The organism is Williamsia sp. 1135 (assembly GCF_002095395.1).
Taxonomy (GTDB): Bacteria; Actinomycetota; Actinomycetes; order Mycobacteriales; family Mycobacteriaceae; genus Williamsia.
The window spans coordinates 1-25,784 of the sequence record NZ_MJEI01000071.1 but is presented as its reverse complement, the minus strand read 5'-3'; the positions used below and the strand labels follow the sequence as shown (position 1 = coordinate 25,784).

Here is a 25,784-nt window from a genome sequence, read left to right as displayed (position 1 = left end):
AACCCCAGGTCGACACTAGGCAAGACCCTGGTGTGACGGACAACACAGCCCTCCATGATTCGTGAAGCAGCCCACCACAATCGGGAGTTCTCATGACGACCTCACCACCGACCTGGTCCGGACCGGAGCACCGCAAGAGTGTTCTGTGGATCGTCGCCCTCGCCACAGCCGCCATCGTCTTCGACGGATACGACCTGGTCGTCTACGGCACCGTACTGCCAACCCTGCTCGACGATCCGACGCAACTGGGCGCTCTGAACCCGGGAACGGCCGGGGCGCTCGGATCGTACGCGCTCGTCGGTGTGATGGTCGGAGCCCTCGCAGCTGGAGCCTTCGGAGACCGCATCGGCCGACGTCGGATGATGCTCATCAACATCGTGTGGTTCTCGATCGGTATGGCGGTGACGGCGACTGCGCAGAGCATCGTGTCGTTCGGCGTGCTGCGCTTCTTGACCGGCATCGGAGTCGGCGGACTGGTCGCCACGGTTGGCGCCATGATCGCCGAGTTCGCTCCGCCGGGAAAGCGGAACCTGTACAACGCCATTGTCTACAGCGGAATCCCCGTCGGCGGCGTGCTCGCCGCGACCCTCGCGATTTTGCTGGAAGATCACATCGGCTGGCGTGGTCTGTTCTGGATCGGCGCGCTGCCGCTCGTCCTTCTACTCCCGCTGGCGATGCGCAAGATGCCGGAATCGCCTCGCTGGTTGATCTCCCGAGGACGCGTGGACGATGCGCGAAAAGTCTGCGCCGCAACGGGTATTCCGTTCCCCGAGGACACGGCCGTCGCGCCGGATGCCGATAAGGTCGGCTTCGCGGAGTTGGCGACCAGGACGTACATCAAGCCGACTGCCCTGCTCGGGGTGATGAGCTTCTCGGGTCTGTTGCTGACTTACGGCCTCAACACCTGGTTGCCGCAGATCATGAAGAACGCAGGGTTCAACGCGAAGGGTTCGCTCGCGTTTCTGCTCGTCCTCAATGGCGGCGCCATCGTGGGCGGCCTCATCGCATCCCGGCTTGCCGACAAGCGTGGTCCGCAACGCGTGGTGGCCACCAGCTTTTGCCTGGCGACATTTGCTCTGATCTGCTTGACCCTCGGATTTCCCTTGCCGATCCTGCTCGCGGCCGTTGCCGTAGCGGGCACGGGAACGATCGGCACGCAGGTGCTGATCTACGGATACGTCTCGAACTACTACCCGACGAACGCGCGGGCTGCCGGTGTGGCCTGGTGTGCCGGTTTCGGACGTCTCGGCGGCATCGTCGGTCCGATGATCGGAGGGTTGCTCCAGGGCGCCGGGATCAGCTCGGCAAGTGCCTTCTACATATTTGCCGGGGTCGCGCTGGTCGGCGCCGGCGTCACCATGCTGGTGCCGAGGAGGGCTGAGAACACCGTGGTCACTGACGCAGCGGGCCAGGTCAGGCCCTCGCTGACCCCCCTGGGTAGTGACTAGGCATATGCCTAGTGTGACCCAGGACACTCACTGCCAATCTGGCAACAGCCCACTTTCTTACACTGGCGACGGCGCCAGACCTTTTCAGGAGGTACATCATGAGCGCACCCACCGCTGACAATCTCGGCCACATTGCGACGGTTCTGTCCGACGCCGTCATCGACGACCACGACGCCGGGATCTTCCGCGCGAACCGTCGGATCTTCACCGACGAAGACGTCTTCGAACTGGAGATGAAGCACATCTTCGAGGGCAACTGGATCTACCTGGCTCACGAGAGTCAGCTCCCCAACCCAGGGGACTACTTCACGACCTACATCGGTAGGCAGCCGGTCGTGATCACCCGCGCCAAAGACGGCGAGATCCACTGCCTGATCAACGCCTGCGCACATCGCGGCGCCATGCTGTGTAGACGCAAGACCGACAACCGGATGACGCTGACCTGCCCGTTCCACGGCTGGACCTTCCGCAACGACGGCACCCTATTGAAAGTCAAAGACCCGGACGATGCCGGGTACCCGGACACGTTCGACGTCAACGGATCTCACAATTTGACGAAGGTCGCGCGGTTCGACAGCTACCGCGGTTTCCTGTTCGGCAGCCTGAACCCCGACGTGCTCACACTCGACGAGCACCTCGGCGACACCATCAAGGTCATCGACATGCTCGTCGATCAGTCGCCCGAGGGCCTAGAGGTCCTGCGTGGGTCGTCGACTTACACCTTCGACGGGAACTGGAAGGTGCAGGCGGAGAACGGCGCCGACGGCTACCACGTCAGCGCGGTCCACTGGAACTACGCGGCGACCACGTCCCGTCGTGGCACGGGGGAGTCGAAGAACGACACCAAGGCGCTCGACGCCGGCGGCTGGGGCAAATCCGGTGGTGGCTATTGGTCGTACCCGAATGGGCACCTGTGCCTGTGGACCTGGGCGGCCAACCCTCAGGACCGTCCGCTGTGGGACCAGATGGATGAGCTCAAGAAGCAGCACGGAGATGCCAAGGGCGAGTTCATGGTCAAGGGCTCCCGAAATCTCTGCCTGTACCCGAACGTGTACCTGATGGACCAATTCTCCACGCAGATACGACACTTCCGGCCCATCGCACCCGACAAGACCGAGGTCACCATCTACTGCATCGCCCCCAAAGGCGAAAGCGACGCGGCCCGGTCTCATCGGATCCGGCAGTACGAGGACTTCTTCAACGCCTCCGGCATGGCCACCCCCGACGACCTCGAGGAGTTCCGGTCCTGCCAGCTCACCTTCCGCGCCCAGGCCTCGCCATGGAACGACATGAGTCGCGGCGCCGAGCACTGGAAGAACGGACCCGATCCTGTCGCGGAGTCCCTGGGTATGGACGGCGTGATCTCGTCCGGGCTCAAGAACGAAGACGAGGGTCTGTACCCGGTGCAACACGGCTACTGGCTCTCGGCCATGCACACCGCCCTCGACAACGAACGTCTCGTCGAATCCGACGGTGTCGCGTCTCGCAATGGCACAGCCACGAAGGAGGCATGATCATGACCACCACCGAAACCTCCAGCACCCTGATCACGCAGAATGCGATCGAGCAGTTCTTGTACCGCGAGGCCCGGTATCTCGATGACCGTGAGTTCGAGACGTGGCTGGAGTGTTACGCCGACGACGTCGTCTACTGGATGCCGTCGTGGGACGACGCCGACCTGCTCGTCGAGGATCCGCAACGCGACATCTCCCTGATCTACTACGGCAACAAGGGTGGGCTGGAAGATCGTGTCTTCCGGATCCGGACTGAGCGTTCCTCGGCGACGTCGCTTCCCGAGCCGCGCACGAGTCACAACATCAGCAACGTCGAGGTGATCGAACGCCGCGGAGACCTGGTCGACGTCCGATTCAATTGGCACACCATGTATTTCCGCTACAAGACCGTCGACCCCTACTACGGGACGTCCTTCTACACGATCGACTTCTCGGGGGAGCAGCCTCTCATCCGGCGCAAGACGATCGTGTTGAAGAACGACTACATCCACCACGTGGTGGACATCTACCACTTCTGAAGGGCTCTCCGATGACAACCACCCAGGAGGCACCCGCCGACACGGGCGGTCACCAGGTCGCCCTCTCGTTCGAAGACGGCGTCACCCGTTTCATCAACTGCCGTACCGATCAGACGGTCGCGGACGCGGCCTACCGTCAGCGGATCAACATTCCGCTCGACTGCCGCGACGGGGCGTGCGGAACGTGCAAGGCGCTCTGCGAATCGGGCGATTTCGACGGTGGCACGTACCTGTCCGATGCACTGTCCGACGATGAGGCAGCAGCGGGGTACAGCCTGCCCTGCAGCATGAAGCCGCGGTCCGACCTCGTGCTGCAGATCGCTGCAACGTCAGCCATCGCCAAGACCGAGGCCGCTACGTTCTCCGGAAAACTTACGGAGCTGGAGAGGATTTCGCCGACCACAGTGCGGTTCGGCGTCGAGATCCCCAACCGGTCCGACCTGGTGTTCTTGCCTGGCCAGTACGTGAACGTCTCGGTGCCTGGAACCGATGTCAAGCGCTCGTACTCGTTCAGCAACGGCCCACACGAGGAGCGGCTGACCTTCCTCGTCAAGCTCAATTCCGGTGGCGCCATGTCGGACTACCTGACCGAGCGGGCGGAAGTCGGTGACGCACTGACGTTCACCGGCCCCCACGGATCGTTCTTCCTGCGCGAAGCCGATCGGCCGGTGCTGCTGCTCGCCGGCGGAACCGGTTTGGCGCCGATCCTCTCGATGCTGCGCAAGCTCCGCCGCGAGGGAAGTGAGCGCACTGCCCACCTGATCTATGGGGTCAGCACAGACGACGACCTGGTCGAAACCGCAGAACTCGACGAACTCGCTTCGACGCTCAGTGGTTTCACCTGGGATCACTGCGTCTCCGACTCTGCGACCACTGCGGTCAACAAGGGCTACGTGATGAGTCTGATGAAGCCGGAGCATCTCCACGATGGCGATGTGGCCATGTACCTCTGCGGCCCTCCGCCGATGGTCGAATCGGTCCGGGGGCACGTCAAGGACTCCGGTATCGACCCGACCGGGTTCTACTACGAGAAGTTCGCCCTCGCGGCAGCGCCCGGTTCGCCCGATGCGGCGTCGGCGGCACCGGCGGCCGATTCCGGACCGGAGATGGTGGAAGAATTGCTGTTGTCTCCTGATGCCCGGGCGATCGCGGGCCAGGAAGTGCTGCACGTTTCGACTCTCGAGGCCTGGCCGAAGTCGGTCACGGTCTCCGATCACGGCGACGTGGTTCGGCGTATCGCCGGGCAGCTGGTTTCACCGCGGTTCGCCGGCGGCGACGAGAAGTCCCCAGCCTCGGTTGATCCGGATTCGGGCCTCGTCTCCGGTCCCGATACCGGGGCTCGCACCATCGCTGGACAAACGGTGTTCCCGGCAGTCGAAGCCGTCGACCCTGCAGCGCCAGCTGCCGAAGCCACCCCGGCGGCACCGGCCACGTCTGTTGAGCCGGCACCGATCACCGTCGGCGACGGTGGCTACGAGATCGGCGAGGATCATCCGGCCGTGCACGAATCTGACGCGATCTTCGAAGCGCGGCGGGCCTTGGAGCTGGGCGCTCTCGAAGTGACCCTTGGACGGCTGAACAGCAGACAACTCGCCGGATACCGGTTGCTCGCCGAGTCGACGCTGCCACACGTCGAAGACGATCATTTCGTGAACGCGGCGGAGTACACAGAGACCAATGCCGCGTTCCACGACTACCTGTTCACACTTACCGGCAATCAGCATCTGCTGCAGGCATATACGGCGCTGGGTGTGAAGGGGCGGATGAGTGAGGTTCTCCGGAACGCGACATGGTGTCACCCGCTGTGCGCACAGGACCACATGGACATCGTCTCGGCGTTCGAGGCGGGGGACCGCAACGAAGCTCGTTCGCTGATCGTCGCGCATGCCGATCGCTCGAAGGAGACGATGCGGCGCGCGATGGCGGACAATCTGGCCGCGCAGGCGCCGCGATTTGTGACACCCGGTAGATTCGCCGGCAAAGTCGTTGTCGTCACGGGAGCGGCGCAGGGCATCGGCGAGCGCATTGCCCGTCGGATCAGCGCCGAGGGTGGCAAACTCGTGGTTGCCGACCGTTCCGAGATCGTCAAGGAGTTGGCCGACGAACTATCTGTCAACGGCCCCGAAACCTGTCCTGTCACAACAGATCTTGAACACTGGGAGGGCGCGGACAACCTTGTCCAGGGGGCTTTGTCGGCATTCGGACGAATCGACGTCCTGATCAACAACGTGGGCGGCGCGATCAATTTCAAACCGTTCATCGAGTTCACGGACGCCGAGATTCGAGCCGAGATCGATCGGTCGCTGTTCACGACGCTGTACGCCTGCCGGGCGGCGCTACCGTCGATGGTGGAACGGGGAGAAGGCGTCATCGTCAACGTATCGTCGGCCGCCACCCGGGGCATCAACCGGATCCCGTACTCCGCGGCCAAAGGTGGCATCAACGCCATCACAGCGTCGCTCGCCATGGAGTACGCCGATGCCGGAATCCGCGTGGTCGCGACGGCGCCGGGTGGGACGGAGGCGCCTCCGCGGCGTATTTCGCGCGGTACGCCGGAGCCGCAGGACAGCACCGAGCAAGGCTGGTTTCAGGCGCACATCGACCAAACGCTCTCGTCGTCGCTGATGCACCGGTACGGCACCCTCGACGAGCAGGCAGCGCCGATCTGCTTCCTGGCCTCGCCAGAGGCGTCGTACCTGACCGGGACGGTGTTGCCGGTCGCGGGCGGTGATCTGGGCTGAACGCGCAAGTCGGTGGTCGGTCGACGATTAGGCTTGATCGATGAGATCGGCGACGGTGTGTGTCGGACGAGAAGGCGAACTCGCCGCGCTCGCCGGGCACCTGTCGGACGCCGGGACCGGTGACGCCACGATCGTGGCCGTGACGGGCGAGCCGGGCATTGGGAAGAGCTCGGTCGTGCGATGTCTCGCCGAGCATCACAAGGGACCCGTGTGGCGGGCGCGCTGCGCATCATGGGAAACGGAAACCCCTGGCGCTGTTCTCCACCAGCTGTTTCAGCAGGATCTGCCCGGCTCGCCGATAATTGTCGCCGACCAGATTCTTGATCACCTGGAGTTCGAGGACGGCACGGGCGGCGTCCGTCTCATCGTGATCGAGGATGCCGAGTTCGCCGATGAAACCTCGCTCCACGCGCTGGTGTCCGCGGTGCGCCACCATCGGGGTCTACCACTGCTGGTGGTGCTCACCGTGGGAGATGCCGACTCTGCTGCTACGACGCTCGCGTCGGAGGTCATTGTGATGTCTGGGTTGGCGGTCTCTGGTGTCGCCGAACTCGCCGGGAATCACGGGTACACATTGCATCCGGCCGTCGCTCAGGCCCTCACCGATCACACGGGAGGGAGCCCGGGACACGTGGTCGCGTTGCTTGACGAAGTCTCGGACTCGGTGTGGACGACACCGGGGTCGTCGCTGCCGGCACCGAGGCATGTTGTTGCAGACGTCCGCGAGCGGTTGTCGCGGTGCGGTGCGCAGGGACAGGCATTGGCGATGGCCTTGGCCATCCTCGGTGAGGAAGGCTCGCTCACCGAAGCCGCGCAACTGGCAGATCTGACATCTCCACTGGCTGCGATCGATGAGGCTTCCGCGGCCCGTCTGGTGACCCGGTCGCTCGAACCCGGGCGGATCTACGAGGTGGATCTGATTGATTCGATGACGCGCGTTGCGCTGGTGGAACTGATGGGCGCGCACGCCGCCGGGGAAGCGCACCAACGCGCCGCCGAAATCGTGATCGACCGTGGACGCAGCTTGATCCACCGTGTCAGTGCGACTCCGATGCCCGACGCCGAACTTGCTGACGAAGTCGAAGCGCTGGCCCGAGAACGTGGTGCCGGTGGGGCCTGGGCCGAGGCGGCTGGGCTCTTCCAGGAAGCGAGTCGCCTCTCGCTCGATTCAGTGCTGCGTGATCAGAGGCTCATCCGCACAGCGGATTCGCTGGTCGCAGCCGGCGACGTCACGAGTGCGCTCGCCTTGGTTCCAGCCCTCGAGGCATTGCGGGAGACACCGCTGCGGGACGCCGTTCTCGCGTACCTCGCAATCGTTCGCGGTCGCGCCGCCGAGGCGGAACTCCGTCTGGGTCGTGCCTGGGACATCGTCGATCCCGAATCCGATCCCGATTCGGCGGCGCTGATCGCTCAACGGTTCGTCCTGCATTCATTGAGTCGTTGCCGGAGTGCAGAATTGGTTGAATGGGCCGACAGAGCGCTGGAGCTCGCAGACTACGACTCGCCGGCGGGTATCGAGGCCGCCGCCATACGTGGTCTCGGTCTGGGCTCGTCCGGCCGGCCTGATCTGGCCGCCGAGGCGTATGCGAGCCTTTCCGAACGGGTGCACCACGGAGTCCAGGCTCAGCGGGTGACTCTGGGGCGCGGGTGGCTACAGCTGGCCCAGGATGATCTCGACGGGGCCAGGAGCACACTGGAGACGGCGGTGGCCACCGCGCACCTGGGAGGGTCAGCGCGAATCACATTGTGGGCGTACGGGTGGCTCGGACGTGTGCAGTTCCTCACCGGTGACTGGGATCAAGCTCTGCGGACCGTGGCTGCCGGTCGTGTGCTTGCGGAGTCCAGTGGGATCGTGTTGGCGACGCCGCTCTTGGAGTGGACCGTCGCACAGATCGGCGCACTTCGAGGCACGTGGCAGGACGCCGACGCAGCGGTGCAGAGAGCGAGCGCCGTGACCCAAGACTACGAGATCATGCGCGCGCCGGTGTTCTTCGCGCGAGCACACATAGCCGAAGCGTCCGCCGACTACGGCGCCGTGGTCAGAGCGCTCGACGCAGTCCGCAAGATGGCGTCGACCACGTCTTTGAGACACCCCGGATTCTGGCCGTGGGCGGACATACTCGCCAACGCACTGGTTGTGGACGGCAAACTTGATGCCGCCGAGGAGTTCCTGCAGTCTCAAGAATTGGTTGCCGACGAGATGGGCCATCGATCCACCCAGGCGCGGCTCGGCTACGCGCGCGGCAGATTGCTCGGCGCGACAGGCGATCTGGTCGGTGCCCGACGATCCTTCGAGCGTTCACTGTCGCTGCTCGACGGGCTGCCGCTGCGATACGATCTGGCCCGCGTGAACTTCGCCTACGGGCAGACCCTGCGACGAGCGGGCAAGCGCGGAGAGGCCGATCCGGTGCTGGCGGCCGCACGCGACATCTATCAGTCCCTCGGGGCGACCACACTGGTGGAGCGCTGCGAGCGTGAGCTCCGCGCGGGCGGCGTCAACGCCAAGCTGCCCCGCGGCGACATCAGCCTCACGCCCCAGGAGGAGGCTGTGACCAGGCTTGTCTGCCAGGGCTTTTCGAACCGCGAGGTGGCCTCGGAGCTGTTTGTGTCAGCAAAGACGGTCCAGTATCACCTGACGCATGTATACGCCAAGCTGGGGATCCGGTCACGGGTCGACCTGGCTCGGGTGTACGGCACGAACTGACACTTTGCCGGCGTGTCTGGGGAAAGGTGACTCAGACGTTGCATGCGTCGCGGACCGGGATGCCGGCGAGCCGGTCGCGGATGAAGCCGAGCCCGACCGGGTAGTCGACCGCCGACGGCGCCAGGTGATTGTTTCCGCTGCCCTGATTGACGGCCGGTAGCTCGTTGGTGTTCAGGACGGCGGTGCCGCCCTGGGCGCACCAGTCGCGAACCAGTCCGACGGTCTGACCGTAGGGGATGAAGTCGTCGTGCCGGGCTCCGGTCACCATCACCGGTATGGCCGGGACTCGGCGTCCGATGCGCTGCTCGTCGGCAACTGTGCGCGCCACCGGGACGTCGCGGATGACCTCGTCGAGACGGCGACCGTCGGTGGTCCACTCCGAGGTCGAATGCCCGCCGTACTTGCCCCGCGAATCGAGCAGGCACTGAGTCGCGACATCGGCCAGCACCGCACGACCGTGATCGTTCAGTCGGCTGCCGAGCGGTTCGCGCAATTCGGGATACCGGGCGAGGAAGCCGTTGATCGTATACCCGATCGCGGCAACCAATCCGGTGCCGTCGATGTGCTCCTGCACGGCCAGCAGATCGGCAGGTGGTGAGCTGGCATACCCGGCAACCAGATTCAGCTCGGGCGCGTATTCCGGTCCGAGCTCTGCAGCCGAGGCAACCGCGCTCCGCCTTGCGAATGGCCCCACAGCACCACTGGCCGGTCTGGTGTCGCGGCCGCGCGTGCGTCGTCCAAGATGGCGTGACCGGACTCTGCGCGGTTTGCGTACGTGTGCGTTCCGGGAGTCCCGAGGCCGACGTAGTCGGTGACGAACACCCGAAAACCTTGCGCCAGGAACGTCGACGCGAAGATCCCCTCGTAGTTGATGTGGGTGCTGGTCCCGGTGTGCTGGAACCCGGTGTCGAAGATTCGGGACGGCGCACATTGATCGCCTTGTCCCTGGGTTCCGGGGCCGATGACGGCCAGTGGTTGTGGACCGGTCCCGCCCCAGCCGACCGGCGGCTCGAGCATTGTGCCGGATACGGGAACCGGTGCGCCGTGCACGTCGGTGGTGGAGTAGATCAGGCGCTGACCCGCGCCCGCGCCTCCGGCCGCCACCAGCGGTTGAGACCTCAGCACTGCACCGGGAGGACCTGGAACGAGCGAGCTGGTGTCGTAGAAGTGGTCCAGACTCGCCTCGTGGTCGTCGGGTGCCGACGTCGCCATGCCCGGGATGCCGAATCCTATTGCCAGTGCGGTCAATACGGAGACGACGACACTCTTCCTGCGTCTGTTGCTCAGGTGCACGTCAGGGACCCTAACCGCCGTCCGGGTCGTGTTCAAGGGTTCGAATCGGCGGGGTCCTGATAGTGACTGCAGGCGTGCTAGTGGTAACAGGAAGTGAATTCGAGATCGGTGCGGTAGCCGCGTCGGATCGGGCGGGATAGGTTCGCGGTGTCGGGACAACTGCGTGTGGGGAGATGTGTGAGCAAGCGATCTGCGTTGACGATGGTGGCGACGGCGGCTGTGGTGGCCGCGCTCGTGTCGTGCTCGGACGACTCCGGCGACAGTGGCACGGCCAGTTCTTCGGCGTCGGTGGCGCCGGCGTCGGGCGAATCGTTCGATCTCCAGGCTCACCGGGGTGGCCGAGGTGAGTACACCGAAGAATCCCTGGAAGCATTCGACAAGGCGCTGTCGCTCGGTGTCAGCACCCTGGAGTTGGACATCGTGCTGACCAAGGACAAACAACCGCTGATCTGGCACGATCCGAAGATCGACGCGACCAAGTGCAGCGACACCGCACCGGCCGAACCCGGCGACCCTCAGTTCCCGTACGTCGGAAAGCTTGTTCATGAGCTGACGCTGGCCCAGGTACGAACTCTCGACTGCGGTAAGGTGCTCGAGGGCTATCCCGATGCACAACCTGTGGTGGGCAACAAGATTGCGGTACTCCCCGAATTGTTCGAGCTGGTCGACGAGCGTGGCGCCGACGCCGTGCGGTTCAACATCGAGACGAAGGTCGAGGGGGGGAACCGCACCGAGTCCGCGACGCCCGAGGAGTTCGTCGACGTGATCCTGTCTGAGGTCACCGCCGCGGACAAGGTCGATCGGGTGAGCATTCAGAGTTTCGACTGGCGCACCTTGCCACTCGTTCACCAGGCTCAGCCTTCGATTCCGCTGGTGGCGCTCTGGGACGAGACCACGTGGAAGCAGGACTCGCCCTGGCTCGGGCCGGTGGACTACGACGCGGCCGGAGGCGATGTGATCGCCGGTGTGCAGACGATCGACGGGGTGTCGGTGCTCTCGCCCGGTTACGTCGATCCCTACCCGGATGGTCAGGTGCCGCCCGCCGGCTACACCCTGGTTGCGAACCAGGATTTCGTGACCCGCGCGCACGATGCCGGATTCACCGTGATCCCGTGGACCGTCAACGATGCCGCGGTGATGAACGCCCAGATCGAGGCCGGCGCCGACGGGATCATCACCGACTATCCGACGAGGCTGCGTGAGGTCATGTCCGAGCGGGGTATGGCAGTGCCACCACCTGTCCAGTAGCTCTCTCTCCGAGAAGTCGTGTTACACAGGCGCACTACAGTCCGTCGATGGCCGATGTGGGCTCATGTTCAATGATGAAGCGGAAGCCGGCGTTCCGATCGCTGAATCCATGTGCATGCCAGGGCTAAGGGGTCGGCGGTGCTCGGTGAACCCGCCGCCACGCAGACGGATGGGCTTGAGTGGCCAGGAGTCGAGGCGCCAGGGCATGGTGATGGTGCCTGCTGACCGCTCGGGTGAAGGCGTGTCGGTGGTCCCGCCGACCTGACGCCAGCCCGCCCACACCACAGGAAATCGTTCCCGGATCAATGGCGCCCGGTGCATTCCCCGAGTCAGCTGATCGGGTGTGGCTTCGCGATGGCGCCGCCGAACGACGAGGCAGACCGCACCCCGCGGTCGCTACCTAGAGCGTCACTGCACAGTGGCCGGTGCGAGGCTGTTGCCGACGGGGATGGTGGCGCAGTTGCTGTGGGTGGGCAGCCCAGCGAACCGTGCGGAGAGGTAGGGAAATGCTTGGGCTTCGAACGGCGGGAACGCTTCTTGGTGGGTGAGCCCGTTGTACTGGGCGTAGGTGACGTCGACACCGCGGCGGCAGTATTCGTGGGCCAGGGCTTGTACGTCGCCGGTGATCATGACGGTGTCGCCGATGGCATTGGCGTGCCCGACCGCGAGCAACATCGGAACGTCCGGGGTGCCTTGGCTGCCCATGATGTTGTCGTTGATCGCCTCGACCACCTGCGGCACGTCCAGGAGCGAGGTGTAGGGCGCTTTGACCATGTCGGCGTCTGTGAGACCGGGGTAGTCCGAGGCGAATTCGGCGATGCACAGTGAGCTGACTGCGTCAGTGATTTGTTGTCCCTGCGCGGAGAGGAAGGTGCTTGTGTCGATGTCGTAGGTGCGTTGGTAGGCGACGATGAGTGCCGGGATGACCCCGGCCCACTGCTTACTGCCGCTGACGTAGGGAAGGTTGTGGGCCAGATCGACCGGCAATCCTCCGGCGGCCACTCCGACGATGTTGAGTTCCGGCGCGTACGCCGGTGCGATCTCGGCTCCCCACTGCGTCGGTACCGAGCCGCCGGAGTATCCGAGCAACCCGACCGGCGTCGAGGCGGGTACACCCAGGAGAGCTTCGGCGGCGCGAATCCCGTCGAGCGCTGCGTACCCGGATAGGCGGCCGATGGTCCATTCGAGGTTTTCGCCCTCGTAGTCGGGTGCGACGACGGTGTACCCGGCGGCGAGGTACCCGGCGATCACTGCTTGTTCGGCCTCGGCGATGGTGCTGGTCGAGCCGCCGCTCAGGACGTACGACGGGTCGTATTGGGACCCCAGTGCGTCGTAGGCCATGTGGTAGGAGATGAGCTTGGTGGGGCCCGGGACCAGCGGTCGCAGCACCGTTGCGACGGTGACCGCGCCGGCGCCGAATTGATCGGTCGTGCGGTAGAGAACCTGGGTGCCGGTGATGGGCGTCGTGATGGTCGGGGTCTGGAACGTCATGGGCCGAGTCCGCAGCACCGCCCCACGGTCGATGTTCGTCAACGACCCGTCGTAGGCTTAGAAGGGATCTGCCGAAGGTATGGGCGAGCCGGGTCCGGGGTCAGCGTGTGCGGCAGGCACCGACACTGCTGTGACGGACAGGAGAAGAAGGAGCGATACGGCGGCAGCACGAAGGCCTTTGGCCCGACCACGAGTTGGCATAGGAGTATTAGAACACTGACTCCGCAGATAGCCCTGACGTACATGCATACCTATCGAATGGGAGTGTGGCCTCCTTTGCGCAGTATTGACGGCCATGTCATCGACTGTTGGCCAGACTGGCGGACCGCCAAGCCGGCGGACGTATGTGCCGGTGTCCGGCAACGTAACTCGAGCTATGGGTGCATGGATCAGATGTTGCGCGTAGCGCGAGCCTGACTGATTCGGTGTCTGCTGGGCATCCGGATTCTCGGTGCGCGGAATTCAGAGCCGGTCTGTCAGGTCGCGGCACGGCGCATGCGGCATATGTGGTGGCGGTCGGCGGCTAGGTGCTGCGCAGGGGGCGGAAGAACTCGCTGATGTCGTGGATGAGGATGGCGGGTTCTTCCAGCGCTGCGAAATGCCCGCCGCGGTCAGTGATGTCGGTCCATCGGGTGATGTTGTTCTCGGTCTCGGCGTAGCGCCGGATGCCGACGTCGTGGGCGAACTGCAGGGCCGCGGTGGGTACGCCGGATATTTCTTTGGCGGCGCCCCAGCCCGAGTGTTGTGCGTAACCGATATAGGCCGCGCTGGCGGCGGTGTTGGTCAGCCAGTAGATCATCGCGTTTGTCAGCAGCCGGTCGTGGCCGATGATCGTCTCGGGCAGCGCTTCGGGCGGAAAGGTCCAGGCGCGGAACTTGTCGACGAGCCACGCGAGCTGGCCGGCGGGGAGTCAGCGAGGCCGGCTCCCACCGTTTGCGGGCGGGTCGACTGGATGGAGATGTAGCCGAACTCGCGGTCCATGAACTCAGCGATCCTGCGTAGACGGTCTCGTTCGATGTCGGTGAAGGAGGCCAGTTCTGCCTCATCGGGTGGTTCGGTGGGGAGCACGAGTGCGCCGTTGACGTGGACTCCGACAACGTGTTCGGGTGCCGCGCGGGCCACTTCCGGCGAGACGTCGGCCCCAATGTCGCCGCCCTGCACGCCGTATTTGTCGTATCCGAGCCTGTCCATCAGCTCGGCCCAGGCGCTGCCGATGTGTGCGACATCCCAGCCCGTCGTGGTGACGGGGTTGGAGAACCCGAATCCGGGCAGCGACGGGATCACCAGGTGGAAAGCGTCCTCGGTGTTCAGGCCGTGTGATGCCGGGTCGGTCAGCGGCCCGATCACGTCCAGGAACTCCACGAATGATCCGGGCCAGCCGTGCGTCAGTAGCAGCGGAAGCGCGTCCTGGTGGCTGGAGCGGATGTGCAGGAAGTGGATGGTTTGTTCGTCGATTTTGGTGGTGAATTGGGGGTAGCTGTTGAGCAATGTCTGTTGTGCGGACCAGTTGTAGCTGTGGGCCCAGTACGCGGTCAGTTGTTTGAGGTAGGAGACGGGGACGCCGGTGTCCCAGCTGTCGCCGGGAAGGGCTGCGGGATACCGCGTGTTCTCGAGGCGTCGGGACAGGTCGGCGAGCGTCGACTCGGGGACATCGATGCGGAATGGATGGATCGTTGCGTCGGTCATGGGACCCAGTTTCGCGCGGATTGCGGTCAGGGATCGTCCTGAATGCCAGGGATGTCAGAGGCATTCATGTCGCGTTCAATCCTTCGCTGCCGCTGCGTCCCGTGCTGTGAGACGCCGGGAAGAGCCCCGGCACGTGACCTCGTTACAGCCATCGTTGTCGGCGGAACACGACATAGAGCGCGATGGAAGACGTCACCATCGCCAGCACCGCCATCGGGTACCCGCCCAGCCAGCGTAGTTCGGGCATGTGCTCAAAGTTCATGCCGTAGATCCCAGCGATCAGGGTGGGCGCGAACAGGATTGCGCCCCACGCGGAGATCTTCTTGACCTGCTCGTTTTGTTCGATGCTGACCTGGGTCATCGCCCGGATCTCTTCGTTTTGCTGCTGGGTCACCAGCGTCGCGTGAACAGTCAGCGCGTTCTGCAATGTCATCCGGAACGCGTCCGCTCGTTCAGTGACGCGCAGGATGTGATCAAGCACGTCGCGGAAACTGCGACGCAACTCGAGGTTGCCGTCAGCTTTGGCGTCTTCGCGCAGCGCTTCGACCATCACGACAAGCGGTGCGGTCGCCCGCTGGAACTCCATCACCTCCCGCGACAGGTCATATATGCGGCGCGCAACTTCGGGCTGGCCAGTGAACAGCTGGTCTTCGATTTCGTCGATATCGGTCTGGAGCCCGTCAATGACCGGTTCGTATTCGTCGACGACCTGGTCGATTATCGCGTAGAGCACGGCGTCGGTTCCCAGGCCCAGCAACTCCGGGGTGTCCTCTAGGCGGTGGCGCACGCGACCGAGGTCGGGGGCTTCGGCGTGGCGAATGGTGACCACGAAGTCCGGGCCCACGAATACATGGACTTCGCCGAACTCGACTTTCTCGGTCGCCTCGATGTACCGCGCCGGGCGTAGCACCATGAACAGTTGATCGCCATACCCTTCGAGCTTGGGGCGCTGATGGGCCGCGATCGCATCTTCGACCGGCAGATGATGCAAGCTGAATTCAGCGGCGACGGAATCGATCTCGGCCCGTCCGGGGCGGTAAAGCCCAATCCATGCCGTGCCGCCGCGTTCGCGCATCACCTCGTAGGTCAGGTCGAGACTTTCGGGGTTCTTCGTTCGTTTGCCGTCGACGTACACCGCGTTGTCGATGATCGCCACTACGTCACCCTCCGGTCGCTGCCCTTTGATGGCATGTACTCGATCGCATGGTAGACCTACGTTTGGGACAGACCGCTGCGACGCGGTCAGGCGGAACTTACGCGGCGCCTTGCCGGCGGATGTTTGCATGTTGAGCGCGCACGTACGTTATGCGGCTGCAGCCGGGAAGGCGGCATCGGTTCCCACCTTCATGGCACTGGCTCCGGGGAGCCTCTGAGACGGCACACGCCACAAATTATCTCCGCGATAAGCGCACCACCTACCCGAGAAGTCAACGCCTTGCCAAGGCGTCGTGCACCATTCGACCGGTACTGCGCGCCCCGGCCATCATGCGCTTAGGGGTCGCAGACGCGGCAAGTACGGCGCGTCTCCATTGGCCATTGCACTGTTCGTCGATCTCCGCTGTCAGCCCAGTGACGTTGTGCTGTCGTCATTGTCGCCGACCATCGGTCTGAGGTCCGGGAGAGTACAACAGCCTCAGTGGGACGTTCGGGTCTGCCTTCCGGAATCTATCCAGGGATATCCGAGTTTTTCGACGACGGGGGCGTCCGAGAAACGAAACAGGTCGAGCTGAGTGTCTGCGTGCAGGGACCACGGTATCCAGGACGGGACGACGAACAGGTCGCCGGTGACCAAGGAATGGCGCTGTGTACCGAGCGTCACTTCGCCGGAACCCTCGAACACCTGGAAGATCGAGGATCCGACCTCGCGACGGGTCGCTGTGGTTGTTGCCGGACGCAGGCGGTGGAACTCGCACCGTATCGTCGGGATGATCGCTGTGCCGGGCTGCGTGAGCCTGTGTGGCAAGGACCCCTGGACCAGGTGATTACCTCTGGTTCACGCGGGCGCTCTGATGTCATCGGTCGGGCAGAACCCGGGCGACACAGCCGAGCTCGATGACAATTAATGCTCAGGCGGGCAACGGCGTTCCGCGGTGGGTTTCTTTGAGTTCGCTGGGTCGGGCTTCGGTGCCGTCGCCCGGATCTTTGTGAAATTTACCGTCTTTCATGATCGCGACGATGCGGGAGCGGTCTTGCAGGATGGTGATGTCTTGGAGGGGATCGCCGTCGATAAGGATGAGGTCGGCGAGGAATCCGGCCTTGACCTGACCGAGCTGGTCTGGCATCCGCATGATCTCGCCACCCAGCGCGGTTGCTGCGAGCAGCGCTTCCTTTGGCGTGTAGCCGAGGAGCTCGACGAAGTGCTGTAGGTCGCGGGCGTAGGTGCCGTGTGGGGTCCACGCGAAGCCGTAGTCGCCGCCGGGCAGGACGCGGATGCCGCGCTCTTTCATCTTCTTCAAACCTGCGATGGCGCAGTCGAGTTCGTGTTTGTAGCCGGCTGCTTGGGCTGCTTCGGGTGGGTATCCGAAGGCGGCGGCGTCTTTGAGGGTGGCGACGAGCCAGTTCAGGCCGGGCGCGACGAAGACCTCGTCCTTCTTGGCTTCGAGCATGTCGAGGCCCTCTTCGTCGATGAAGGAGGCGTGGTAGATGATGTCGACGCCGTTGCGCAGGGACATCTTCACTGATTCGCCGGAGCGGGCGTGGGAGCAGACTCGCAGGCCCCGCCGGTGGGCTTCGGTGGTGGCAGCGAGTGTTTCCTCGTCGGAGAAGTAGTTGTCCTCCGCGTGTTGGTTGCCGGTGATCTCTTCGCCGGACATGCTCAGCTTGACCAGGTCCGCGCCCATTTCGACGTTGCGGCGCACCTGTTTACGCATTTCCTCGGGCCCGTCGGCGAACGCGGTGATGCCGTCTACGAGGGCGCCGCCGGTGACTGCGATCTCCTGGCAGTTGGCCAGGTAACGCGGTCCGGGGATCTGTCCGTCGTTGATGGCGTTGCGAATTACGACGTCCAGGCGCGGTTTGGCGGCAGCTGCCCCGACGCACATGGTGTAGCCGTAGTCGATGTAGGTCTGCGCCGAACGGGCGCACAGCAGGGTGTGTTCCTCGACGCCCATGGTTCCGAGACCGGGAAGGTCGGCAGAGTTGACCCACGAGAAGTGGGTGTGGGCATCGCACAGGCCGGACATGAGGAACTTGCCCTGGCCGTCGATGACCCGGACGCCGTCCCGGGGGAGGTCTCCGGATTTGGGGCGGACATCGGCAATGGTGTTGCCGGTGACCAGGACTTCGCCTTCGAAGGGGTCGGAGCCAGAGGAGTCGAAGATGCGGACGTTGGTGAAGAGGACGGACTGTTCAGACGACATTCGTCGTCTCCTTTCAGGAAGGCGATCAGGGTTTGGTGAGGAACTCGGTGAGCAGGTGGGACACGCTCTCGGGGTCTTCGAGGCTGTGCCAATGTCCAACGCCCTCAAGGACTTGGAGTTGGGCGTGCGGGTAGGTCGAGAGGAGGTCGTCGTTGGTGGCGACCGGGCTCACTTTGTCCTCATCGCCGGTGATCAGCAGGACCGGAGCGTTGATCGATGAGAAATCGGGTTCGACGGCGGCAGCGAGTGCTTCGCAGGCGCTGGCGTATCCGTCGGGATTCTGGCCGAGCAGCAGTTCGCGGACCGCTGCCACACTGAGCGGCCGTTCACTTTTGCTCTTCTCCGACAGTGCGGCGGCGACGATGGTGTCGGCGGCTGCTGACATCCCGCCTTCCCGGACCGCACGGGCCCGAGCCCGGGTCGCGGTCTTTGCCTGATCGGGCTGCTGGCGAACTGCCCCGAGCAGTGCGACCTTGCTGACCCGGTCGGGATGACTCGCCGCGAACGTCGTGGCCACCAGCGTGCCCATCGAGTGCGCCACCAGGGCGACCTGGTCGATGCCTTCGCCATCGAGTAACGCCAGCAGTTCGCTGACCCAGCCGTCGATGCTGTTCGGGCCGGCGACGGGGGAGCGCCCATGACCCGACAAGTCGTAGCGCAGCACCCGATGTGTTTCCGCCAGTGCTTTGACCTGCGGCTCGTAGATAGTGGTCGCGCCACCGAGTCCGTGGATGAGGACGGCGACAGGGCCTTCTCCGGTTTGCTCGGTGAACAGTTGGTGTGAGCCGGCGCGGGTGAGGTGGTCACGGTCGGCCGGTTCGCCGATGACGTTTCGCAGTACGCCGAGTCCGGTGGCCGAGACGGTGATCTCGTCGCCGATCTGCAAGTACTTGGGTGGGTCGAATCCGATCCCGACGCCGACCGGGGTTCCGGTGGCGATCACGTCACCGGGCTCGAGTGTGATTCCGGCTGAGAGGGTTTCGATGATGGTGGGCACGTCGAAGATGAGCTGTGCGGTGCTGGCGTTCTGGCGCTGCTCACCGTTGACATGGGTCTGCAGTTGCAGGTCGGTGATGTCGACCTCGTCGGCGCTGACTGCCCATGGACCCAGGGGGCAGAACGTGTCGAGGGATTTTCCGATGAACCACTGCTTGTGATCGCGTTGCAGATCTCGGGCGGTCATGTCGTTGACCAGCGTGTAGCCCCAGACGTAGTCGAGGGCGTCGGCCTTGCTGACCTTCGAGGCGCGTTTGCCGATGATGACGCCGATCTCGCCCTCGTAGTCCAGAGCCGAGGTGATGTCGGTATGCGGATCGATGGCGTCGCCGGAGGCGATGATCGAGGCAGCCGGTTTGGTGAACACCACCGGATGCTCGGGTACGTGCTGACCGTCGGCCGACCCGGTGGCGTCAAAACCGCTCTTGGCGAACTCGGCGGCATGTTCGGAGTAATTGCGACCCACGCAGAACACATTGCGGTGCGGAACGATCGGGGCGAGGAGCTTGCCGGGTTCGGCGGTATCGGCGACGGTGAGTCGCTCAGAGGCCGCCGGACCGCGGGAGATCACCGACTGCAGGTCCCGGACCTGTTCGCCGGTGTCGGCGAAACTGATGGCGCGAGCTGCACCTTCCTCATCGACTGCACACAGACGTGCGCCGTCCGAGCTTTGTATCCGTGCAAAACGCACTACTGCCTCCCAGGGTTAACCAATGTGAACCAAATGCGGTGTTTGGTTTGTATTGGTCAGAATAGGTCGAGATGGTGTGATCGTCAACACTCATCTGGTGGTGCATCGATCGCAACTCCTGGGCCGTTGCGCGCTATATTGGTTCGAATTGGTCCTCAGAAAGGGGGTTGGTAGTCGTGACGCTTGCAGTAGGTCCGGTGGCAACAGCGCGGCGCCACCTCGAATCGGTGATCGGCGACGGCGGGTTCGCGCCCGGCGACAAGCTGCCCACGGAGCGGGAGCTCGCTGCCAGTGCTGGGGTCAGCCGTGCGGTCATTCGTACTGCGCTGGACGAACTTGCCGATTCCGGCGTCGTGGTCCGCTACGTCGGCCGCGGAACGTTCTTGGCCCCGCAGGCGATTCCCGAGTCCTCCACCAGTGCCTCATTTCCCAGTCCGGCGGAGATCATGACCTCCCGGCTGGTTCTCGAGCCCGAGATATTGCCGGTGACCGTTTCGGCCGCGACGCAGCAGGACATCGACGAGATGCACCGCTGCCTGCGTGGCGGCGACGCAGCTCGCGCGTCGGAAGACTTCGAACGCTGGGACACGCTGCTACATCACAGTTTTGCTCTCGCTACCCACAATGCTGTGCTGATAAGTCTCAGCCAGTTGCTGATCGACAGTCGTAATCAACCTGTCTGGGGCGGACTCAAGCGCCGCACCTTCAGTGCCGAACGGCGCCAATGCTATTGCGATGAACACAAAGCTATCGTCAGTGCGATCGAAGATCGAGACCCGGACGCCGCGCGTGAAGCCATGCGGGTACACCTACGGCATGTGCGCACAACGCTTCTCGGTGACCACGCCTGACGTGTGGGTGACGCCCGGTCCACATGGTGGACGTCGCACCGGGACATCAGTTGTGGGTGATGACAACTTTCCCGGCTTTCGTCTTACCGGCTTCGACGTAGGCGAGTGCTTCGACGGTCTTGTCGAACGGGAACGTGGAGTCGATGACGGGGCGTAGGTGACAGGCGTCGTAGAGTGCGGCCAGAGTGCGGAGTTGCTCTCCGCTGGATCGCATGAAGAAGAACGAGTACCGCACGCCGCGCTTCTTTGCTGCTGCCCGGACCTTTCGGCTGAGCAGGGACAGGATGAGTTTGAAGGGTGCGGGGGCGCCGAGTTGGGTGGCAAATCCGGCGTCGGGTGGGCCGGCGACGCCGATGGCGAGGCCTCCGGGTGCGAGGACGGTCAGGGTTTTCAGGAGGTTGTCGCCGCCGACGGCATCGACGGCGAGGTCGTAGCCCGAGAGCACGTCGGCGAAATCGGTGGTGCGATAGTCGATCACGACGTCGGCGCCCAAGTTGGTGACCAGGTCCGTCGACGCGCTTCCGGCGGTGGTGGCCACGTGCGCACCCAAGTGTTTGGCCAACTGGATCACGGTCGACCCCAGACCGCCGGCGCCGGCATGGACGAGGACCTTCTGGCCGGGCCTGATGTGGGCCTTCTCGACGAGCATCTGCCACGCCGCCAGGGCGACCAGGGGGACCGCAGCCGCTTCGGAGAGCGAGAGTGTCTTCGGTTTATGGGCTGCATCGTCCTGGTGGATCGCGATGTATTCGGCGAACGTTCCGATTCTCAGGTCGCGGGGTCGGGCATAGATCTCGTCGCCGATGGCGAAGTCGGTGACCTCGGGGCCGATGTCGGTCACGACGCCGGACACGTCGTGTCCGAGGATCATGGGCATCGGGTATTTGAGGAGTTGTTTGAACTCGCCACTGCGGACCAGTTGATCGAGTGGGTTCACGCTGGCGGCAATTACTTTGACGTAGATGTCGCGCGGTCCGACCGTGGGTGTGGGTACCTCGGCGGCGTGAATCGGGCCGTTGTATTTGTCGATGACGAACGCTTTCACCGGATTCTTCTTTCTCGAGTTTGTTCGATGAACGGGGTCAGGTGTTGTCGGGGCCGTCGAGGAACTCGAGGACTTCGGGTACGAACTCGCGGTAGTGCTGGAAGACGCCCCCGTGGCCGGAGTCGGGGTAGATCACGACTTTCGCGTGGGGCAGTCGGTTGGCCAGGTCCACCGAGTGTTCACTGGCGACCATCACATCGTGATCGCCGTTGGCCACCAGGACCGGGTGGGTAATTGCGGTCAGGTCATCGGGTGCAGCTTTGCCGCCGGCGATGATGGCCCGCAGCTGGGCGAGGCGTGCCTGCAGGGAGATGGTGGTGTCGCGGTCGGTGGTGCGTTCGGCAAGCCGGTCGAAATACGCTGCGGCCGCTCGTTTGCCGTCGGGGGTACGTGGAAAGAACAGGTAGTTGCGGGCATCTTTCCGGGTGAGGGCCGCTTTGAGGTAGGCGCCGCCGACGATGGTGGCCATCTTGTCGATGCCGCCGCCACCACGCGGTCCGGTGCCTGCCAGCACAATCTTGCGCACGAGGTCGGGGGCCTCGAGCGCAATGACCTGAGCGACACCACCGCCAAGGGAGAAACCGAACAGGTCGACCTTGTTCACACCAAGGGCGCGGATGAAAACGATGGCGTCCGAGGCCATGTCGTCGATGGTGGCGGGAACTTTCGATCCGGATCCACCGACCCCACGGTTGTCGAAGGCGATGACCCGGTGTTTGCCGGCGACGCCGTCGATCACCCGGGGATCCCAATCGTCCAGGGTTGCGGTGAAGTGGTGCAGGAACACCACCGGCACACCGCCGGTGGGGCCGAGGTCGCGATAGACAAAGCGGACGCCATTGACGTCGATGTTCTTGGTTGGTGCGTTCTTCCAGTCGGTCACAGGTGAACTTCCTCAGAGGTCGGGTGCAGGTCCGCAGCAGCAGGGGAGTGCGGCGAGAATGGCAGGAGCGCGGTGTGGCTAGGCCGCCAGGAACTCCAGTGCGGCGGAAACGAATTGGTCGTGTGCCTGGAAGATGCCGCCGTGCCCGGCGTCGAGGTAGATGCGCAGGGTGGCGTTCGGCAGCCGGCGGGCCAGGTCGTGGGAATTGCTGGTCGGCACCATCCGATCGTCTTCGCCGTTGGCAACCAGCACAGGGTGGGTGATCACGCTCAAGTCGGCCGGTGCCGCGGCGCCCCAGCTGTGGATCGCGCGAAGCTGAGTGCGGAAGGCTCGCAGCGAGATCTTCTTGTCGCGGTGGGTTGTCCGTTCACCCAAACGGGCGATGAACTCCCGCGACTGCGCTTTGCCGTGGGCGGTGCGGGTGAAGAAGAGGTTCTGCTTGGGGTCTTTACGCGTCAGCACGGCTGTGATCGAGTCCGCGTAGGTCACCCGGGTGACCTTGTCGATACCTTCACTGCCGGCCGGGCCGGTACCGGCGAGGATGATTCTGCGGACCAGCGCGGGGCGCTCGGCGGCGATGACCTGCGCGATGAATCCGCCCATCGAGAAGCCGAGCAGGTCAACCGTCTCGAGCCCGAGGGCGTCGATGACGGCGGTCGCGTCGTGGGCCATCTCCTCGATGGTTGCCGGCGTCGTACCGCCCGAACCGCCGACGCCCCGGTTGTCGATGACGACCACGCGATGTTTCGCGGCGATGCCATCGACGACGCGTGGATCCCAGTTGTCCAGGGTGGCACCGAGGTGGTTCAGGAACACCACCGGGATTCCTTCGGCCGGCCCGTAGGCGCGGTAAACGAAGTCGGTGCCGTCGACCGAGATCGTCTGATTCGCAACGGTTGTCCATGATGTGGCCGGTGCCACGCCCGGCGATGTTGTGTCGTCCCTGTTGTCAGCGCTGTGGTGTGTCATGGGTGCCTTCCACTGTTGTAAACAGATCTGTGTACTTGCACAGTAGGGCACCCTCGAGCAGATGTAAACAGATCTGTGTACTATCAGTGGGGCACGCAACAGTTCGAGTTGATTGGTCGGTGGTTTCGATGGCAGAGGCAACGCAGGCCGACAGTCCACGCCGGGGCGGTCGGGGGGCCCGGGACCGCATACTCGCGAGCGCGGCCGAACTCTTCTATGTAGAGGGGATCAATGCGACGGGCGTCGACCTGATCGCGTCCCAAGCTGACGTCTCCAAAAGGACTCTGTACAAGTACTTCCCGAGCAAGACGGTGCTGGTGGAGCAGTACCTGGCGTTTGTTCGTGAGATGGTGACCGACCCTCGGGAGGCTGACGCAAGCGGGCCCCGGGAACGCCTGATGATGCTGTTTCCGATCCCTGATCCGGGTGACGGCCGTATGCGCGGCTGCCCCTTCCACAATGCGGCGGTGGAAGCCGCCGCCGTGATGCCAGAGGTCGCGGACTTCGTGCACGTCCAGAAGCAGGCCTTCGCGGCGGCGATCATCGAACTCTGCCGCGATTACGGCGCTGCCGATCCAGAGCTGTTGGGACACCAGATCGCGCTGCTCTACGAAGGCGCCGCGGCACTGTCGACATCGCTCAACGACCCCCAGCCCTGGGTGTACGCACGAACGACCGTCGAGATGCTGCTCGATCAATCGCGACCCGACTAAGTGGTCTGAGCCGTTAGTTCGTCGGGGGTATTTGCCAGGCTGTCGGGTCGCCGAGGTAGAGCCCGCATGCGGTGTCGAGTGCGTCTTCAGGGCTGCCGGTGAAGTCGCCTGTAGGCAGCAGCGAATCTTCGTACTTGCCCTTGGACGCGAGGTGGATCGCGAAGCCCCATCTGCTAGCGGAGCCGTTGTATCGCAGCCGCATCAACACCAGGACCGACTCGTCCGGTAGTACACCGTCGACGTAGGCGAACGCGCCACGAAATCGGACGTTGACTCGCGCGAGTTGCGGCCACCTCGTTCGGGCGTGGCCGCTGAGCTTGAGGCGCAGTGAGCTTTTCGTCGATTCCGGTGGTGTCGGCACGCATCCGATCGTGCCCGATCCGTGTGGTCCACCCAACATTTCGCGGATCATCGGCGTGCCGCGGCCCGAGACAGGTGTGACTCAGGTGTCCTTTTGAGGCATGAGTGACAAAACCGCTCGACCCTCGGCCTGCGTGATCGTCCTGTCCACCAGCGACCGTCAGGTTCTCGAAACATGGGTGAGGTGTGGGTCGACACCGCAGAAGACAGTGCTGCGGTCTCTGATCGTGCTGCTCGCCGCGGACGGCTGCACCAACGCAAGTATCGCCATCGAACTCGACGTTCATCCCGACACGGTCCGTAAGTGGCGCAGCCGGTTCCACCATCACGGTATCGATGCCCTCGCCGACGCACCACGGTCGGGCCGGCCACCGATCTACACCCCCGCTGACATCGCTGCAGTGAAAGCGTGGGCGTGTCAGATCCCGGCCGATCACGATATTCCGATCGCACGGTGGTCCACCCCGGAACTCGCCGCCCAACTCGCACGCGACGGCATGACCGTCTCGGTGTCGACGGTGCGCCGGTGGCTGGACGAGGATGCGCTCAAACCGTGGCAGCATCGCTCCTGGATCGCCGCCCGCGACCCGAACTTCGAGATGAGAGCATCTGTCGTTCTCGACCTGTACGCACGCCGCTACGCAGGCAAACCGTTGGGCAGCAACGAGTTTGTGATCTCGGCCGATGAAAAGCCGTCGATCCAAGCCCGCGACCGCTGCCACCGCACCACCGCCGCCGCACCAGGTCGCCCGATGCGCGTCAGCCACGACTACCGCCGCCGCGGCGCGCTCACCTACCTCGCTGCCTACGACGTCCACACCGCACGGGTCTTCGGCCGCTGCGAGCAAAGCACCGGCATCACCGAGTTCACCGCCCTCGTCGATCAGGTCATGACGAGCGAACCGTACGCGTCCGCCGACCGGGTGTTTTGGGTCGTCGACAACGGCTCCTCGCACCGCGGACAAGCATCGATCGACCGCCTCACCGCCCGATACCCGAACGCGGTCATGGTGCACACCCCGGTGCACGCATCATGGCTCAACCAAGTCGAGATCTACTTTTCCATCGTCCAACGCAAAGTCCTCACGCCCAATGACTTTCCCGACCTCACCTCAGTCGAGAACCGGTTGCACACCTTCGCCGAACGCTACAACCGCACCGCCGAACCCTTCGCCTGGAAATACACCCGCCGGGACCTCCACCGCCAACTCAAACTGATCGATCAAAGCAGCGAGGCGGCATGACCCCCCGACGAACTAACGGCTCAGACCACT

The 25,784-nt window shown here is 64.1% G+C and carries 21 protein-coding genes and 1 pseudogene; 9 read left to right on the top strand and 13 right to left on the bottom strand.

Annotated elements, in window-relative coordinates; all coding sequences use genetic code 11:
- Positions 1-92 precede the first annotated feature (92 nt).
- The 5 genes from BFL43_RS05810 (at position 93) to BFL43_RS05790 (ending at position 8,925) form a co-directional block, all read left to right on the top strand.
- The gene (locus tag BFL43_RS05810; protein WP_084891638.1) at positions 93-1,448 is read left to right on the top strand and encodes an aromatic acid/H+ symport family MFS transporter; all 1,356 of its coding nucleotides are present in this window, start codon (positions 93-95) and stop codon (positions 1,446-1,448) included.
- Positions 1,449-1,546: 98 nt separating this feature from the next.
- Positions 1,547-2,962: a benzoate 1,2-dioxygenase large subunit gene (gene benA, locus BFL43_RS05805; protein WP_084891637.1), complete on the top strand. Its 1,416-nt coding sequence runs from the start codon at positions 1,547-1,549 to the stop codon at positions 2,960-2,962.
- 2 nt (positions 2,963-2,964) lie between these two features.
- Positions 2,965-3,480 (top strand): benzoate 1,2-dioxygenase small subunit, encoded by a 516-nt coding sequence (gene benB, locus BFL43_RS05800; RefSeq protein WP_084891682.1) that lies wholly within the window; start codon positions 2,965-2,967, stop codon positions 3,478-3,480.
- Between the two features lie 11 nt (positions 3,481-3,491).
- On the top strand, positions 3,492-6,221 hold the full coding sequence (gene benC, locus BFL43_RS05795) for a benzoate 1,2-dioxygenase electron transfer component BenC (RefSeq protein WP_084891635.1): 2,730 nt from the start codon (positions 3,492-3,494) through the stop codon (positions 6,219-6,221).
- A gap of 40 nt (positions 6,222-6,261) precedes the next feature.
- Positions 6,262-8,925, top strand: a complete 2,664-nt coding sequence (locus BFL43_RS05790) for a LuxR family transcriptional regulator (RefSeq protein WP_084891633.1) — start codon at positions 6,262-6,264, stop codon at positions 8,923-8,925.
- Between the two features lie 31 nt (positions 8,926-8,956).
- On the opposite strand, the gene BFL43_RS05785 is transcribed toward BFL43_RS05790, so the two are convergent.
- The gene (locus BFL43_RS05785; protein WP_276206092.1) at positions 8,957-9,619 is read right to left on the bottom strand and encodes a lipase family protein; all 663 of its coding nucleotides are present in this window, start codon (positions 9,617-9,619) and stop codon (positions 8,957-8,959) included.
- Positions 9,547-10,218 (bottom strand): lipase family protein, encoded by a 672-nt coding sequence (locus BFL43_RS29735; RefSeq protein ID WP_276206091.1) that lies wholly within the window; start codon positions 10,216-10,218, stop codon positions 9,547-9,549. Before BFL43_RS29735 ends, BFL43_RS05785 begins: the two co-directional genes overlap by 73 nt.
- A gap of 177 nt (positions 10,219-10,395) precedes the next feature.
- Here BFL43_RS29735 and BFL43_RS05780 point away from each other — a divergent pair, with 177 nt between their 5' ends.
- Complete coding sequence (locus BFL43_RS05780) at positions 10,396-11,466, top strand: glycerophosphodiester phosphodiesterase family protein (RefSeq protein WP_240498087.1); 1,071 nt, start codon at positions 10,396-10,398, stop codon at positions 11,464-11,466.
- Positions 11,467-11,874: 408 nt separating this feature from the next.
- Here the strand turns inward: BFL43_RS05780 and BFL43_RS05775 are convergent.
- From BFL43_RS05775 to BFL43_RS05750, 7 genes and pseudogenes are all read right to left on the bottom strand, one after another.
- Positions 11,875-13,158 (bottom strand): annotated as a pseudogene (locus tag BFL43_RS05775) (lipase family protein).
- A 322-nt stretch (positions 13,159-13,480) separates the two neighbouring features.
- Complete coding sequence (locus BFL43_RS29365) at positions 13,481-13,756, bottom strand: hypothetical protein (protein WP_240498086.1); 276 nt, start codon at positions 13,754-13,756, stop codon at positions 13,481-13,483.
- Positions 13,757-13,764: 8 nt separating this feature from the next.
- Entirely contained in the window at positions 13,765-14,643 is an 879-nt protein-coding gene (locus BFL43_RS05770) for an epoxide hydrolase (protein WP_240498085.1), read from the bottom strand.
- Positions 14,644-14,785: 142 nt separating this feature from the next.
- Positions 14,786-15,799, bottom strand: coding sequence for a magnesium and cobalt transport protein CorA (locus BFL43_RS05765; RefSeq protein ID WP_084891631.1), 1,014 nt, complete (start codon positions 15,797-15,799; stop codon positions 14,786-14,788).
- Positions 15,800-16,276: 477 nt separating this feature from the next.
- Positions 16,277-16,606, bottom strand: a complete 330-nt coding sequence (locus BFL43_RS05760; protein WP_084891629.1) for a hypothetical protein — start codon at positions 16,604-16,606, stop codon at positions 16,277-16,279.
- Positions 16,607-16,709: 103 nt separating this feature from the next.
- Positions 16,710-18,002, bottom strand: a complete 1,293-nt coding sequence (locus tag BFL43_RS05755; RefSeq protein WP_084891627.1) for an amidohydrolase family protein — start codon at positions 18,000-18,002, stop codon at positions 16,710-16,712.
- 25 nt (positions 18,003-18,027) lie between these two features.
- The gene (locus tag BFL43_RS05750; RefSeq protein WP_084891625.1) at positions 18,028-19,689 is read right to left on the bottom strand and encodes an alpha/beta fold hydrolase; all 1,662 of its coding nucleotides are present in this window, start codon (positions 19,687-19,689) and stop codon (positions 18,028-18,030) included.
- Between the two features lie 176 nt (positions 19,690-19,865).
- Between BFL43_RS05750 and BFL43_RS05745 the strand changes: the two genes are divergently transcribed.
- Positions 19,866-20,540, top strand: coding sequence for an FCD domain-containing protein (locus tag BFL43_RS05745; protein ID WP_084891622.1), 675 nt, complete (start codon positions 19,866-19,868; stop codon positions 20,538-20,540).
- Between the two features lie 46 nt (positions 20,541-20,586).
- On the opposite strand, the gene BFL43_RS05740 is transcribed toward BFL43_RS05745, so the two are convergent.
- The 3 genes from BFL43_RS05740 to BFL43_RS05730 form a co-directional block, all read right to left on the bottom strand.
- Positions 20,587-21,585, bottom strand: coding sequence for an NADP-dependent oxidoreductase (locus tag BFL43_RS05740; protein ID WP_084891620.1), 999 nt, complete (start codon positions 21,583-21,585; stop codon positions 20,587-20,589).
- Between the two features lie 37 nt (positions 21,586-21,622).
- Positions 21,623-22,468, bottom strand: coding sequence for an alpha/beta hydrolase (locus BFL43_RS05735; RefSeq protein WP_084891618.1), 846 nt, complete (start codon positions 22,466-22,468; stop codon positions 21,623-21,625).
- Positions 22,469-22,546: 78 nt separating this feature from the next.
- Positions 22,547-23,437, bottom strand: coding sequence for an alpha/beta hydrolase (locus tag BFL43_RS05730; RefSeq protein WP_084891616.1), 891 nt, complete (start codon positions 23,435-23,437; stop codon positions 22,547-22,549).
- A gap of 128 nt (positions 23,438-23,565) precedes the next feature.
- Here BFL43_RS05730 and BFL43_RS05725 point away from each other — a divergent pair, with 128 nt between their 5' ends.
- Entirely contained in the window at positions 23,566-24,150 is a 585-nt protein-coding gene (locus BFL43_RS05725) for a TetR/AcrR family transcriptional regulator (protein WP_084891614.1), read from the top strand.
- A gap of 13 nt (positions 24,151-24,163) precedes the next feature.
- On the opposite strand, the gene BFL43_RS05720 is transcribed toward BFL43_RS05725, so the two are convergent.
- Positions 24,164-24,511, bottom strand: a complete 348-nt coding sequence (locus tag BFL43_RS05720; RefSeq protein ID WP_084889720.1) for a hypothetical protein — start codon at positions 24,509-24,511, stop codon at positions 24,164-24,166.
- Positions 24,512-24,611: 100 nt separating this feature from the next.
- Here BFL43_RS05720 and BFL43_RS05715 point away from each other — a divergent pair, with 100 nt between their 5' ends.
- Positions 24,612-25,754 (top strand): IS630 family transposase, encoded by a 1,143-nt coding sequence (locus BFL43_RS05715; RefSeq protein ID WP_084889713.1) that lies wholly within the window; start codon positions 24,612-24,614, stop codon positions 25,752-25,754.
- Positions 25,755-25,784 lie beyond the last annotated feature (30 nt).